Below are 12,764 nucleotides of genomic sequence, written 5' to 3'. Positions count from 1 at the left end.
CCTACCGCCCGTAGCCGGCGCTCCTCACGTCCACGAGCCGGCCGTTCTCGAACACCGCCACCTGCATGAACTGGCGGGGACCGAAGTTGTACGTCCACTCCTCGATCGTCTTGTAGACGGTCCGCTCCTGGGTGGTGTCGGCCTCCTGGCCCTTCTGCTTCGTCTTGTCGCTCACGCTCTCGCTGCGGGTCTCCTTGCTCATGGGCTCGCCGCACTTCATGAGGACATCGGCCTTGGAGGCCCCGTCCGCGGCGAGCGCGTTGCCGCAGCGCAGCGTGGCCGCGTCACTGGAGGACGGGAGGAGGAAGAGCGAGAGGGTGAGGGCCGCCAGCAGGGCTCGCATCGGGAAGGACTCCTTCGGTGTCTGGTCTGGGCGAGCGGGACGGCCCTCACCGGGAGATATTCAATCGTTGGGGCACTACTTCACGGGCCTGGCCTTGGGGAAGGCCATGTAGCCCTTCTCGGTGTACCAGGCCATGATCTCCACCTTGAGGCGCCCGGCCTTCACCGCCGGATCCTCCTCGGCGAGCTTGCGGGCCTCCTCCAGCGTCTCGGTCTTGTAGAGGCACGCGCCCCGGAAGGTCGGATCCTGCTGCTCACCGAAGGGCCCGGCGATGATCATCTTGCCGGAGTCCGCCATGCGGTTGAGGTGCGCCATGTGCTCGCTCTGGATGCGCTCGACGGCGGGCGTCACCTCGGGAGACCACGACGGGCCGCGGCGCAGGATGACGAGGTAGTGCTTCTCGAAGTCCACCTGGGGCGCCTTGGCCTTGTCCTTCGGGGCGGCCTGGGCGGGCTGGTTCTTCGGGGCGGCCGAGCCCTGGGCTCCGGCGGAACCGGCGAACAGGGCAGTGCAGAGGAGGGCGGCCAGGGCCGCGTTGCGGCTGTGGAAGTGGGGAAGGGGGGTGGGGGTGGTCATGGTGGCGCGGATCCTACGGATGCCCTCTGACACGCCCCGGCGCCCCGCCACCGGCTCAGCGGCCGAGGATGTCCTGGCGCATGCTCTCGGTGAGCGCATGGGCCCAGTTCCTGAGCGGCGTGTTCACGTTGAGCTCGGCCAGGGTGTCGTCCAGGTGGGAGAGCACGGCGTCGAAGTGGGCATCGCCCATTCCGCGGGCCACCAGATGGTTATGGGCGCGGCGCATGTTGCGGCCGCTGTACGCACCCGGGCCCCCAAAGGCCGTGGACAGGAACATCCGCTGCATGGACTCCAGGCGGCCCATGTCCATGTGCTCGAAGAAGGGCTTCAGGCGGGGATCCGCCAGCACCTTCCGGTAGAAGATGTTCACCATCTTCGTGACCATCTCCTCACCGCCGAGCTGCTCGTAGAGACTCTTGGATTCCTGCATGATCTCAACCTCCGAGGACCGATGGACCGTGGATACCGTCACGGGGGATTCTAGTACGGAGAGGGCTGGTCATGGCTGAGCGGACCGTGGGCTCGAGGCTGATGGTGTACGACCGCACCTGCGGCGGGCGCTGGGGCCTTCCGGGCCTCACCTTCTCGTGGCGGGTAGGCGGCGTGCTGTACCGCGCGCTCGGCCGGCTCGATGACTGGAAGGGCGTGGCGAGCTGGCCCGAGGCGCTCGACTGGTTGCTCGCCCGCTCGCGCGAGCAGCCCATCGCGGAGATCCAGTTCTGGGGCCATGGCAACTGGGGCTGCGTGCTCATCGATCGGGTGCCAATGGACGTGCGGGCGCTCCAGCCGGGCCATCCGTGGCACGCGCGCCTGGCGGAGTTGCGCGAGCGCCTCGTGCCCGGCGGAGACGCACTCTGGTGGTTCCGCACCTGCGAGACGTTCGGGACGGCCCGGGGGCATGTCTTCGCGAAGGCCTGGACGCGCTTCTTCGGTTGCCGCGCCGCGGGGCACACGTACGTCATCGGCCCCTGGCAGAGCGGGCTGCACTCGCTGGCCCCCGGCGAGGAGCCGCACTGGCCGGTGGAGGAGGGCGTGCCGCCGCAAGCGCGCTCGGGGATGCGGCACGCGCTGTGGTCGGGGCCTCGCGTACCCAACACCATCACGTGTCTGCATGGCCGGGTGCCACCGGGCTTCTGAAGGGGGGGCGCCAGGGTCTTGTCCACGGCCGCGCCCTCTGCGACGGTGCGCGGCCATGACGACACGACCCTTTTGCATCCTGGGCCTGCAGCAGGTGGCCATTGGCGGGCCCGACAAGGCGCCCCTGCGCAAGCTCTGGGTGGACGTGCTGGGCCTGGAGCCCCAGGGCACCTATCGCAGCGAGCGCGAGAACGTCGACGAGGACATCGTCGTGGCCGGAGCCGGGCCATTCCGCGTGGAGGTGGACCTGATGCAGCCGGTGGACCCGAACGGGAAGCCGCGCGTGCACGAGCCCGCGCTCAACCACCTGGGCCTTTGGGTGGATGACCTGCGCGCGGCGGTGACCTGGCTGGAGGGGCAGGGCGTGCGCTTCGCTCCCGGTGGCATCCGTAAGGGCGCGGCTGGCTTCGACGTGACGTTCATCCACCCCAAGGGCAACGAGCAGTTCCCGCTCGGCGGCGAAGGCGTGCTCATCGAGCTGGTGCAGGCCCCGCCCGAGGTCATCTCCGCCTTCGACTCGTTCGCGAAGGCCGCTCACAAGCCGTAGGCCGAGCGCTCCCAGGCCCGGCTGCCCCCCGGCGGCCGGCCCACTCTCACGAGGGCCGGGGGGTGAGCAGGTTGTGGGGGAGGGCGCTCCCATGGCTTTGAACCTCGTCATCATCTTCGGCTCGGTCCGTTCCGACCGTCAGGGCATCAAGGCCGCGAGGTTCGTGCACCGGCAACTGGTGGAGCGGGGCCACACCGTCACGCTGGTGGACCCGCTGGAGTACCAGCTGCCGCTGCTCGACCGCATGTACAAGGAGTACGCGAAGGGTACGGCGCCGGAGCAACTCGAGCGTCTGGCGACCCTGTACCGGGCGGCCGATGGCTTCGTCATCGTCACCGCCGAGTACAACCACAGCGCCCCGCCCGCGCTGGTGAACCTGCTCGATCATTTCCTCGAGGAGTATTTCTTCCGCCCCTCGGCGATCGTCTCGTACTCCGGTGGCAGCTTCGGCGGTGTGCGCGCGGCCTCGCACCTTCGCGACATGCTGGCCGAGCTTGGGATGGCGGCCATCCCCAGCAGCTTCCCCGTCCCCAAGGTGGGGACCGCGTTCGATGACGCGGGCGTGCCAGCGGATGCGGCGTATCTCAAGCGCTTCAACCGGTTCGCCTCGGAGCTGGAGTGGTATGCGCAGGCCTTGAAGACGGCACGGCAGGCGGGTGTGCCGTACTGAGTGGCCAGGGCGCGGGGCACGCGGCGGACCAGAATCCCCGCCGATCCGGCCAGAATCCCCGCTCTGCCGGGGCTTCGGCTCCCCGCGTAGCTTCAGGTCATATCGCCCGCCTCGCGCGAGCCTCTGGAGAACACCTCATGGCCCACGAACACCCCGCCTCCTCCGCCCACCACTTCGTGACGGGCTTTGGCGCCGACCGCGCCCCCCACTACGACGCCCAGGCAGCCGTCAGCCTCGCTGGCTTCCATGTGGCGTACGAGCTCGGCGTCAGCGCGCTGACCGCTCAGCTCGACGGCCAGGACGCGGCGTCGCTGCTCTTCGTGGGACTGGGCACGGGCGCGGAGTTGGTGCCCTACACCCGTTTCGACGTGCCGGGCTGGCGCTTCACGGGCGTGGAGCCCTCCGACGCCATGCTCGACGTTGGCCGGAAACGCCTGGAAGCCGAGGGACTCCTCTCCCGGACGCACCTGCACCTCGGCGAGCTGCACACTCTGCCTCCCGGGCCCCCGTTCGACGGAGCGCAGATGATGGGGGTGCTGCACCACGTGGAGGGCGAGGAGGCCCGGCTCTCGCTGCTGCGCGAGGTGACCCGGCGGCTCAAGCCCGGAGCGCCCCTCGTGGTGGGCTGCCGCGTCGGCATGGACCCCGAGCTGTTGAAGGTGGAGCTGCGGCGGCTGCGGGCGTATGGCGTCCCACCGGACGCGCTGGAGCATCGGCGCCAGCGCATGGCGACGATGCGGCCCATCGAGTCCGATGCCGCCCTGTTCGCGATGTTCGCTCAAACCGGGCTGGTGGCGCCGCGTACGCTCTTCGTCTCGCTGCAGTTCAAGGTGTTCCTCGCGCGCTTCGAGCCCGGGGCCGCGCGCTGAGGTCCGTTGGGAGCGTCGTGGCGTGGCGTCTCCATGCAGCGGGCGTGAGGCCGTGGACGCGCCGGAAGAGGCGGATGAAGTGCGTGGCGTCCGCGTAGCCCACGCGCTCGGCGATGATCTCCACCCGCTCGTCCGTTCCCCGGAGCCTCCGCCGGGCCTCGGCCATGCGGTACTCGAGAATCCACTGCCCCACCGTGCGGCCCGTCTCCTTGCGGACCACGCCGGCCACGTGCGTGGCGGATCGCCCGACGGCGCTCGCCACGTCCGTCAGGGAGAGCGGCCCGAGGGCGTTCGTCTCGATATGGGTGAGCGCCCGCCGTGCCAGGCCCAGGCCCGCCGGGTCCGGGGTGGCCTCGGGGCTGGTCATCCGCTCCAGATCGATCAGCACCAGGCGGAGCAGGGCACTCACGGCCTCGTCACGGGACCGCTCGTCGCCGGAGAGCTCGGACTCCATGAGCCGCATCCACCGCTCCAGGCGCTGCCGTTGAGCGGCATTCGGGCGGAGCACCGGGTGGCACCCGCTCCGGATCCGTAGCAGGGGACCCAGCCGGAGGCCTTCCTGTTTCCCCCAGCTCGGGTCTTCGTGGGGAAACGCCTCCGGGTGGAACGCGAGCACCCACCCTTCCGCGTCACTGGCGTGCGGCGAGCCGTGAGGGTCTCCCGGAGGAATGAGGTGGACGTCTCCCGCTCGCACCACCTGCTCACCACTGTGCCGGATCATCGACTCGCCGCGCGTCACGAGGAAGATGACGGCATAGGAATGGACGACGGTTCCCGCCCGGCCTTGGCCCTTGCGGTGGTAGCGCCCCACCCAGACCGGGAGGCGGAGCCGCGCGAAGTCCTGTTGACTCAGCGGCGGCTTCTTCGTTCCGGGCGGGGTCTTCGTCCTCGTCATGGTCCCTGTCGTAGCGGCGGCGGGGCCCGGGCTCAACTCTCTGGCCACAGTCCGGCGGCCGCGTTCTCCATGTTGAGGGCATGGTTCATCATGGCGCCGGCCATCGCCCCCGCCCCGGCCGCCATGCTCGCGCCCTGGATCCGGGTCGTGAGATCTCCCGCCGCGTGGACTCCCGGAAGGGAGGTCTCCAGGTGCTCGTTGATGCGGACGAAGCCCTGCTCATCGAGCGCGACGCCGAGCCGCTGCACCACCTCTGTCTGGCGCTGAGGGGGATGGGCGAAGAGCACCTCGCGCGCCACCCGCGTCCCGTCCTCCAGCTCCAAGGCTTCGAGGTGTGCTCCATGCGCCCCGTGTCCGGCGGCGAGCCGGAGGATCTTCCGGGTCTCGAGGCGCACCCCGGCGCGCTCCAGCCGCTGGCGCTGTTCAGCGGGCACGTCCAGGAGGCCCTGGGTGAAGACCACCAGGTCCCGCGACCAGCCGGTGAGGAAGAGGGCGAAGTCGAGCGCCGGTGCGGCCGTCGCGAGCAGGCCCCAGGGCCGATCCTTTACCTCCCAGCCATGGCAATAGGGGCACTGGAAGATGCTCCTGCCCCACAGCTCGCGATAGCCGGGCAGGTCCGGCAGCTCGTCGATCATGCCCGTGGCGAGCAGCACCCGGCGGCACTCCACCGAGCGCCCTCCCGCGAGCACGACCCGGAAGCCCGCGCCGAGGCGCTCGACGGCGGTGACCCGTGTGTCCAGGAGGATGTCGACACCGTAGGGCGCGAGCTGCTCCCGGGCGATCCGCCGGAACTCCTGAGGGGGCGTCCCGTCGCGGGTGACGAAGCCGTGGATGCCTTCCGCCGCGCTGTTCCGGGGCGAGCCCCCGTCGCACAGCAGCACCTGCTTGCGGGCACGCCCGAGCATCAGCGCCGCGCTCAGGCCCGCCGGGCCGCCACCGATGATCACCACGTCCTTCTGCTCTGGAACTGTTCTCATGTCCGTCCTCGCATGAGAAATGGATACGCGCGGGCACAGCCCAGCGTCAGAGCGGATTCTCGTGAGGAATCGGCGGATCTTCCGGTGGGTGGCGTGTCCACGAAGTCCTTGGACATGGTCCGTCGGCGCCGTGGATGTCCCCTCTCCCCTTGGGAGAGGGCTAGGGTGAGGGTCTTCCCTCTGTATGACGTCGCTGCGGCGAGAGACACGCAGGCGACCACCCTCACCCCCCGCCCTCTCCCAAAGGGAGAGGGAGCATGCGCAACACGAGACTCCGATTGAATCAACACCAGCTCAGTGCCGCGAGGGCTCGATGTTCTCCCCTGTAAACCGGCGCAGGTCCGCGCGCAGCGTCTCGTTGAAGCGGAATGGGTCGGGGCAGCTCTTCGACTCGCAGACGGCCAGGTAGTCGTTGAAGAAGGCGAGCGGGCCTCGCGCGGGATAGCTCCGCAGCCGCTCGGGCCCCATCGCTTCCTCCAGCGTCCGCGCCATATGCGCCCCCACCCGGACGAGCAGCCAGTCCTCGTGCGGCTCGTGGGCGGCGAGCAGGCGCTCGCGCGCGGCGTCCGGTGCCCGCTCGATGGCGGCCCGGTCGAGCAGCCGCGTCACCTGCTCGAAGGCCTCCGGGAGCCCGCCCGTCCCGGGCAGCGTCCCCGGCCCGTGCGCGGCCCACTGGTGGTAGGCGAGCCCGTAGCCAAAGACCCGGTTGAGCCCCTCGTTCACCACCGCGTCCACCGTGCCCTGCCGGTGCGCGCTCAGCCGCGGGCCCTTGTCCTCGAGCAGCAGCTCGATGATGCCGTAGGCGATGCGCTTGAGCGAGGCGGCCTGGCCCTCCACGTTGCTCGCCAGGGCGATGGCCACGTCCTCCCCGGGCAGCAGCAGCAGCAGCGTGGATGTCTCCGGCTGCGCGCCCGAGTGCGCCACCACGTAGTGGCCCCGCAGCGGCCACGTCGCGAAGCCCATGCCGTAGTCGGTGAGCCGTCCGTCCCGGGTGCTCATCGGCGTCTGCATCCACCCCGTGCTGGTGCGGGACACCAGCCGGTAGTCGAGCAGCGCCCCGCCGAAGCCGAGCAGATCCTCGATGGAGGCGCGCGTACCGCCTCCGGCGAAGCGGCCGGACACGTCGATGACCTTGGAGGGCACCCGCTGTCCGTCCCGGAGCCGGTAGCCCGCCGCGTGGTGCTCGTCGCGCGTGCGGCGATCGTCCAGCGCCGCGTGCTCCATGCCCGCGGGGCCGAAGACGTGCTCCTGGAGGTACTCGCCATAACTCTGTCCCGACACGGCCTCGATGGCGGCGCCGAGCAGGTTGTAGGCCCAGGTGCTGTAGAGGAAGCGGGTGCCGGGCTCGGCCTCCAGCTCGTAGCCCGCGACGAGGGCGAGCGCGCCCGCGCTGTCCACCGGGCCGCTGTCATGGCTGGGGCCGAAGCGGCCGTAGTTCGTCACGCCGCCCAGGTGGCCGAGCAGTTGCCGCACCGTCACCGGCCAGCGCTTCTCCGGCCACGCGGGCACCACGGTGCGGATGTCCGCGTCGAGCTCGATTCGGCCCTGCTCCACGAGCTGCAGCACGGCCACGGCGGTGAAGGACTTGGTGATGGAGGCCATGCGCCAGGTGGTGCGCGGCGTCGCCGGCAGGCCCCGCGCCACGTCCCGCTGCCCGTAGGCACCCACCCAGCGCTCGCCCCCGCGCAGCACACCCACCGCGAGGCCCGCGTGGTTCGGCTCCCGGGCGAGCTCCGCCCGCACGAGCGCATCCAACGCCCGCTGCACTTCCTCGGGGAAGGGCCGCTCCACTGCTGGCGCCGCGACATGGGGGCGCTCGCACAGGGGCACACCCGGCGGGGCCGCCCATGTGGTGAGGCCCACCAGGAGGAACGGAAGCCACAGCCCCTTCACCGTGTGTCCCTCCGGGGCTCGTACCTGGCGTGTGTCTCGGCGGCTCTGATGTCGCGATCCATGGTGCTCGATGCTGGCGCGCCCCACCGTAACCGGATTCGGGCCTTCACGGGCACGTGTGGAGAAAATGGACAACGCGCCCGCTGGGCTGCCCCTTTTCTCCACGGCCTCCCGTGCCCTTCAGAGGGCTGTCTGAAATGGAACACGTCTTGCTGAGGCGTGACGGGTTTTATCACCCGGGTCCTTGGAACTCCAAGTTCCTCGGCTGAAAGGCACATTCATCATGAAGAGCATTTTCAATCCGCTGATGGCCGCGTCCGTCCTCCTGCTGGCGTCCGCGTGCGCGAAGGTGGAGCGCATCGAGGTGAAGCCGGCGAAGGTGGCGCTGAGCGAGGCGGGCGAGTCCGTGGCGCTGTCGGCGCAGGCCGTCACCGCCGAGGGCAAGCCGGTGGAGAAGGCGGAGCTCGCGTTCGCCTCCACCAACACGAAGGTCGCCACCGTGGACGCCACGGGCAAGGTGACGGCGGTGAAGAGCGGCTCGGCCAATATCTCCGTCACCTCGGGTGAGGTGAGCGCCTCGGCCCCGGTGGAGGTGATCATCCCCTCGGCGATCCTCATCAAGGGCGCGCCCTTCACGCTGACGGGCCTGGACACGGACGTGGCGGTGGAGGCCGAGGTGCAGGATGACGCGGGCCGTCCGGTGAAGGAGTCGAAGATGGAGTTCGCCGCCGCCGACGCCAGCGTGGTGCAGGTGGAGGGCAACCGGCTGGTGGCCAAGGGCGTGGGCACCGCGAAGGTGACGGCCACGGCCGGCAAGCTGACGCAGGAGTTCGAGGTCACCGTGAAGCTGCCCGAGGTGGACGCGGTGGCCTTCGAGACGGTGCCGGCCACGCTGAAGGTGGGCGAGAGCGCGCCGCTGGCCGTGGTGGCCAAGGGCGCCAACGGCGCGGCCATCAAGGGCGTGTCCTTCACCTTCACCACCAGCGACGAGAAGATCGCCACGGTGGACGCGGCCGGTCACGTGAAGGCCGTGAAGGCCGGCGCGGTCACCATCAAGGCCGAGGGTGGCAGCAAGGCCACCGAGGCGAAGCTGACCATCAAGAAGAAGTAGTGGGAGCGCCCGTGGCCCCGCGAGGGTTACTTCGCGGCGGCCACGAACTCGAAGGACGCCGTGGCCTCCTGGCCCTCCTGCACGGTGACCTGGGCCGTCTTCGTGCCGAGCGTCTCGTGCCAGGCCTCGAGCGTGTACGTCCCCGGCGGCAGGCCCTGGATGGAGAAGGCGCCGTCCTCGCTGGTGGTGGCGAAGTAGGGGTGCGGGCTCATCACCACGAACGCGGTCATCCACGGGTGGATGTCGCACTTGAGGCGGATGACGTCCGCTTCCTTCGGAGGCTGGGCCTCCTTCGTCTTCAGCGGCGGCTGGGTGACGTTGAAGAGCTGCTTGCCCCCGGACACCCCGCGCACGTTGTGCAGCGTGCTGTCGCTGTTCATCAGCACCAGCGGCTGGTTGATGACGGCGCCCTGCACGCGCGGCTTGTACATGCAGCGGTTCTGGTCCACCACCACCATGGAGCTCGGCGGCGTCGTGGGCTGGCCGGGCACGTTGCCCTGCACGCGCACCAGCACGTTGGCCAGCTTGCCGTCCGTGACGAGCACGGGCTGATCCACCAGATCCATGCCGTCGCAGTTGGGATCCGTGCCCGGGATGATGGGGTTGGGAGCGGGGGCCGTGCCCTTGAAGGTGACGAGCCCGCGCACGGTGCCACCGCCCTTGGGGGCCTGGGCGGCCTGCTCCTCCTGGGGCTCCTGGGGCAGGGGCGTGTCGGCGGGCAGGGGCGCGGCCTTGATGGTGGGAGCGGCCGGAGCCTGGGCGGCGGCGGCGGCGGCGGGCTCGTCCTTCTTGCAGGCCGTCAGGGCGGAGAGTCCCACGGCACCGAGTACCGTCAGGCCCAGCGTACGCAGCTTCATCGTGCAATCTCCTCGCACTCCCAGTCCGCGGGGGGGACGCGGGCCAGGGTGGGGATGGTCCACGCCTGTCGTAACAGAAAAGCGGGCCGCTGGGCCAATGGGGTGGGGGGATGCCCTCAGGAGGTGGCAGGTAGGCCAGCGAGGGGGCGGGCCCGGTGCTTTCTCCCCGGTGCTCTCTCAATGCGGGGCGGGGAGGGGCGTCTCGTGGAGCATCTCCGGGAGGTGGGAGGCCGGAAGCTCCAGGGTGAAGGAGGCCCCGTCTCCGGGAGTGCTCGTCACCTGGAGGCATCCGCCATGGGCCTCGGCGATCTCCCGGGCGATGAACAGCCCCAGTCCCAGGCCTCCATACTCCCGGGAGGACACCGCCCGCTCGAAGCGGCCGAAGATGCGCTCCAGCGCCTCCGGGGACATGCCGATGCCGTGGTCCGTCACGGTGATGCGGGCCCGCTCGCCCGTGCCGGTGACCTCGAGCTCGATGGGGCGGCCGGTGCCGAACTTCATGGCGTTGGCCAGCAGGATGGAGAGGGCCTGCTCCAGCCTGTTGCGGTCCCACCAGCCGGTGATGCGCGAGTGGAGGTGCACCGACAGCTCGCAGCGCGCGCGCGACAGCTCCTCCGCGAGCCCTTCCGTCTTCCGCAGGAGCAGCTCGGAGAGATCCACCGCTTCCCGCTCCAGGCGCAGCCGCCCGGTGTTGATGCGTCCCACGTCGAGCAGCCGCTCCACCAGCTCCGACAGGCGGGTGACCTGCTTGGCCACCAGGTGCAGCCGGGCCAGGGGCTCCGTGGCCTGGGTGAGCCGGGCCAGCAGCTTCAGCAGGTTCTGCAGGTGCAGCTTGAGCGAGGTGAGCGGGGTGCGCAGCTCGTGGGCCGCGACGGCGAGGAACTCGTCGCGCACGTGGACGGCCTCGTTCGCCTCCTGGAAGAGGCGGGCGTTCTCCAGCGCGAGGGCGCAGCGGTGGGCGAGGTCCTCGACGAAGGCCACCTCGCGTGCATCCGGCGGGCGGCGTCCGGGGACCACCAGGACGAGTCCTCCCAGGACGCGCTCCCGGTGCAACAGCCGCACGAGGATGGAGACGTGCGACGGCGTGTCCCGCTGGGAGCGGAAGGGGACGGACTGCTGGCGCAGCTGCCCGGCCAGACGTTCCTCCTGCTCCCTGGACAGGCCCGACTGGGCCGCCAGCTCCCACTGCTTGTCCTCGCCCTCCAACCAGAGGGCGAAGCCGCTGGCGACGCAGGGGACGAGCAGGCGGGCGATGCGCGGCAGGGTGACGCGGTAGTCCAGGGACTCGGCGAGCACTGTCCCCACGCGCGCCAGCAGGCGTTGGGTGTGCTCGGCATGCTGGCGCTCACAGACGAGCGCGGCCAGGGTGAGCGCGGACAGCTCCACCACCACCAGGAAGGACTGGACCGAGAACATCCGCACATGGATGGGCTCGGTGGGGGAGGCGAACGGCCCGGTTCCCGCGGTGGTGTGCCACATGGCCAGGGTGCCCACCACGAGCGAGGCCGTCGCCGCGCCGCGGGGCCCCAGCCGGAGCGCGGCCCACAAGAGGAAGGGGAAGCAGGCGTAGGGCAGGGAGAGCCGCAGGAGCCCAGGCATCCCGGGACCGAAGATGAAGTGGGCGAAGACGGCCAGCAGCCCGCATGTCACCGCCAGCTCCACGGGGCGGTGCGGGGGGGAGAAGCGGCCCTCTTCGGCGGACCAGGTCAGCAGCAGCGGGGTGACGAGCAGCGCTCCGAGCACGTCGGCCAGGTACCAGTACAGCCATTCCCGCCCGAAGGAGGTGGCCCCGGCGCTCCAGCTCATGGCCGCCGCGCCGAGGGTGGCGCTGGGCAGGGGGCTGAGCAGTCCTCCCGCCAGCACGAGCACGGCGACGTCGCGGGCCCGGTTGAATGACAGGGTGGACTCCCCCTGCCAGCGGCGGATCAGGTGCGCGCCCACCAGGGCGCTCGCGGTGTTGCCCAGGGCCCAGACGAGGTTCACCCCGGGCGGTGTGCCGCGCAGCGTCTCGAGCAGGACGTGGGCCAGAAAGGTGGCCACCAGATAGGCCGGCCAGCGGTGGCGCCGGGCGCGCACCAGCACGGCGAGGCTCACCCCCCCGGGCAACCAGAGGACGGAGTTGGACTCGGGTGGGAATACGAAGAGGGAGCTCGCGGCCCCCAGGAGGATGACGCAAAGCGCGAGCACGAAGGCCCGCGTTCCCGTGGACCGCGACAGCGTGCGAAGCCTGACTGCTCCTCTCGATGACATTCCAAGGGCCCCTCGGGAAGGCTATGCCTCACCGTCCGGGAGGGGGAGGCGGGGAGCGTGGGGCCCGGCGTGGAGTCCCGGGCTCCCCAGTCCCTCCGTGGAGGGGGCGAGCCCCCGACTTGCGCAGGCGTGCGAGGAGCGATGGCAGGTCGCGCTCGAGGGCGGCGCAGACCTCGCTGAACTCCCGGAGGGACTCGAGGCGCGCACGGGCGGGGTGCTCGCCCTCGCCGAGCAGCCAGAGGCCCTCGTCGGCCAGGCCCTTGGCGCTGGCGATGGTGGCCAGGCGGGCGCGCAGGACATTCTCCCAGGCGTCCGCCCGGAGCCGGTAACAATCCCGCCGCTCCAGCACGGGCACCCGCTCCACGAAGCCGCGTTCCGCGAGCAGCCGCGCCATGCTGCTCACCGAGGCCTTGCTGGCCTTCAGCGCCCCGGCCATCGCGTCCAGCGAGTCACACCCGGACTCCGACAGCGCCAGCCATGCCAACATCCGTCCGGCGATGGGCGGCATGCCGAGCTGGTGGAAGAACATTCCCAGGGACTCCCTCACCTGGGGCAGGGTGCGCCCGCCCGCGGAGGGGCGCCCGGCCGGGGGACGGCTCGTGTTCATCGTCCAGCTCCTCCTGGATTGTATTCAGTCCC

General features: G+C 70.6%; 14 protein-coding genes. 5 read left to right on the top strand and 9 right to left on the bottom strand.

From position 1 onward, the window contains the following. Nucleotide 1: 1 nt before the first annotated feature. From NR798_RS31625 to NR798_RS31615, 3 genes are all read right to left on the bottom strand, one after another. Nucleotides 2–343 (bottom strand): DUF2845 domain-containing protein, encoded by a 342-nt coding sequence (locus NR798_RS31625; RefSeq protein ID WP_375766248.1) that lies wholly within the window; start codon nucleotides 341–343, stop codon nucleotides 2–4. A gap of 75 nt (nucleotides 344–418) precedes the next feature. After that, complete coding sequence (locus NR798_RS31620) at nucleotides 419–919, bottom strand: YciI family protein (RefSeq protein WP_375766247.1); 501 nt, start codon at nucleotides 917–919, stop codon at nucleotides 419–421. A gap of 55 nt (nucleotides 920–974) precedes the next feature. Beyond that, nucleotides 975–1,349 carry a group 1 truncated hemoglobin gene (locus NR798_RS31615; protein WP_375766246.1) on the bottom strand — a complete coding sequence of 125 codons (375 nt, stop codon included), beginning with the start codon at nucleotides 1,347–1,349 and terminating at the stop codon, nucleotides 975–977. Between the two features lie 71 nt (nucleotides 1,350–1,420). On the opposite strand from NR798_RS31615, the gene NR798_RS31610 reads away from it, so the two are divergent. The 4 genes from NR798_RS31610 to NR798_RS31595 all read left to right on the top strand — a co-directional run bounded on the left by NR798_RS31610 (nucleotide 1,421) and on the right by NR798_RS31595 (nucleotide 4,142). Further along, a complete protein-coding gene (locus tag NR798_RS31610; RefSeq protein ID WP_375766245.1) occupies nucleotides 1,421–2,056 on the top strand; it encodes a hypothetical protein in 636 nt (211 codons plus the stop codon). Nucleotides 2,057–2,111: 55 nt separating this feature from the next. Next, nucleotides 2,112–2,603, top strand: a complete 492-nt coding sequence (locus tag NR798_RS31605) for a VOC family protein (RefSeq protein WP_375766244.1) — start codon at nucleotides 2,112–2,114, stop codon at nucleotides 2,601–2,603. Nucleotides 2,604–2,694: 91 nt separating this feature from the next. Continuing rightward, on the top strand, nucleotides 2,695–3,273 hold the full coding sequence (locus tag NR798_RS31600) for an NADPH-dependent FMN reductase (protein WP_375766243.1): 579 nt from the start codon (nucleotides 2,695–2,697) through the stop codon (nucleotides 3,271–3,273). 137 nt (nucleotides 3,274–3,410) lie between these two features. Further along, a complete protein-coding gene (locus NR798_RS31595; protein WP_375766242.1) occupies nucleotides 3,411–4,142 on the top strand; it encodes a class I SAM-dependent methyltransferase in 732 nt (243 codons plus the stop codon). Here NR798_RS31595 and NR798_RS31590 read toward each other — a convergent pair. From NR798_RS31590 to NR798_RS31580, 3 genes are all read right to left on the bottom strand, one after another. After that, nucleotides 4,099–5,037, bottom strand: a complete 939-nt coding sequence (locus NR798_RS31590) for an AraC family transcriptional regulator (RefSeq protein ID WP_375766241.1) — start codon at nucleotides 5,035–5,037, stop codon at nucleotides 4,099–4,101. The two genes, NR798_RS31595 and NR798_RS31590, sit on opposite strands and share 44 nt — an antisense overlap. Before the next feature lie 32 nt (nucleotides 5,038–5,069). Next, nucleotides 5,070–6,014: an NAD(P)/FAD-dependent oxidoreductase gene (locus NR798_RS31585; RefSeq protein ID WP_375766240.1), complete on the bottom strand. Its 945-nt coding sequence runs from the start codon at nucleotides 6,012–6,014 to the stop codon at nucleotides 5,070–5,072. Between the two features lie 294 nt (nucleotides 6,015–6,308). Then, on the bottom strand, nucleotides 6,309–7,907 hold the full coding sequence (locus NR798_RS31580; protein ID WP_375766239.1) for a serine hydrolase domain-containing protein: 1,599 nt from the start codon (nucleotides 7,905–7,907) through the stop codon (nucleotides 6,309–6,311). Nucleotides 7,908–8,190: 283 nt separating this feature from the next. On the opposite strand from NR798_RS31580, the gene NR798_RS31575 reads away from it, so the two are divergent. Next, entirely contained in the window at nucleotides 8,191–9,018 is an 828-nt protein-coding gene (locus NR798_RS31575; protein WP_375766238.1) for an Ig-like domain-containing protein, read from the top strand. 26 nt (nucleotides 9,019–9,044) lie between these two features. Here the strand turns inward: NR798_RS31575 and NR798_RS31570 are convergent, their stop codons facing one another. From NR798_RS31570 to NR798_RS31560, 3 genes are all read right to left on the bottom strand, one after another. After that, nucleotides 9,045–9,875 carry a carboxypeptidase regulatory-like domain-containing protein gene (locus NR798_RS31570; RefSeq protein WP_375766237.1) on the bottom strand — a complete coding sequence of 277 codons (831 nt, stop codon included), beginning with the start codon at nucleotides 9,873–9,875 and terminating at the stop codon, nucleotides 9,045–9,047. Between the two features lie 177 nt (nucleotides 9,876–10,052). Next, complete coding sequence (locus tag NR798_RS31565; RefSeq protein WP_375766236.1) at nucleotides 10,053–12,062, bottom strand: MASE1 domain-containing protein; 2,010 nt, start codon at nucleotides 12,060–12,062, stop codon at nucleotides 10,053–10,055. Between the two features lie 91 nt (nucleotides 12,063–12,153). Continuing rightward, entirely contained in the window at nucleotides 12,154–12,732 is a 579-nt protein-coding gene (locus tag NR798_RS31560; RefSeq protein WP_375766235.1) for a GbsR/MarR family transcriptional regulator, read from the bottom strand. Between the last annotated feature and the right edge of the window lie 32 nt (nucleotides 12,733–12,764).

The organism is Archangium gephyra, assembly GCF_042230915.1.
Classification (GTDB): Bacteria; Myxococcota; Myxococcia; order Myxococcales; family Myxococcaceae; genus Archangium; species Archangium gephyra_B.
This window is presented reverse-complemented; position numbering and strand designations above follow the sequence as displayed.

What these genes read in the sequence shown, in the direction of transcription:
- NR798_RS31625 (WP_375766248.1), bottom strand. Translation starts at nt 343, where the DNA reads ATGCGAGCCCTGCTGGCGGCCCTCACCCTCTCGCTCTTCCTCCTCCCG.
- NR798_RS31620 (WP_375766247.1), bottom strand. Translation starts at nt 919, where the DNA reads ATGACCACCCCCACCCCCCTTCCCCACTTCCACAGCCGCAACGCGGCC.
- NR798_RS31615 (WP_375766246.1), bottom strand. Translation starts at nt 1,349, where the DNA reads ATGCAGGAATCCAAGAGTCTCTACGAGCAGCTCGGCGGTGAGGAGATG.
- NR798_RS31610 (WP_375766245.1), top strand. Translation starts at nt 1,421, where the DNA reads ATGGCTGAGCGGACCGTGGGCTCGAGGCTGATGGTGTACGACCGCACC.
- NR798_RS31605 (WP_375766244.1), top strand. Translation starts at nt 2,112, where the DNA reads ATGACGACACGACCCTTTTGCATCCTGGGCCTGCAGCAGGTGGCCATT.
- NR798_RS31600 (WP_375766243.1), top strand. Translation starts at nt 2,695, where the DNA reads ATGGCTTTGAACCTCGTCATCATCTTCGGCTCGGTCCGTTCCGACCGT.
- NR798_RS31595 (WP_375766242.1), top strand. Translation starts at nt 3,411, where the DNA reads ATGGCCCACGAACACCCCGCCTCCTCCGCCCACCACTTCGTGACGGGC.
- NR798_RS31590 (WP_375766241.1), bottom strand. Translation starts at nt 5,037, where the DNA reads ATGACGAGGACGAAGACCCCGCCCGGAACGAAGAAGCCGCCGCTGAGT.
- NR798_RS31585 (WP_375766240.1), bottom strand. Translation starts at nt 6,014, where the DNA reads ATGAGAACAGTTCCAGAGCAGAAGGACGTGGTGATCATCGGTGGCGGC.
- NR798_RS31575 (WP_375766238.1), top strand. Translation starts at nt 8,191, where the DNA reads ATGAAGAGCATTTTCAATCCGCTGATGGCCGCGTCCGTCCTCCTGCTG.
- NR798_RS31570 (WP_375766237.1), bottom strand. Translation starts at nt 9,875, where the DNA reads ATGAAGCTGCGTACGCTGGGCCTGACGGTACTCGGTGCCGTGGGACTC.
- NR798_RS31560 (WP_375766235.1), bottom strand. Translation starts at nt 12,732, where the DNA reads ATGAACACGAGCCGTCCCCCGGCCGGGCGCCCCTCCGCGGGCGGGCGC.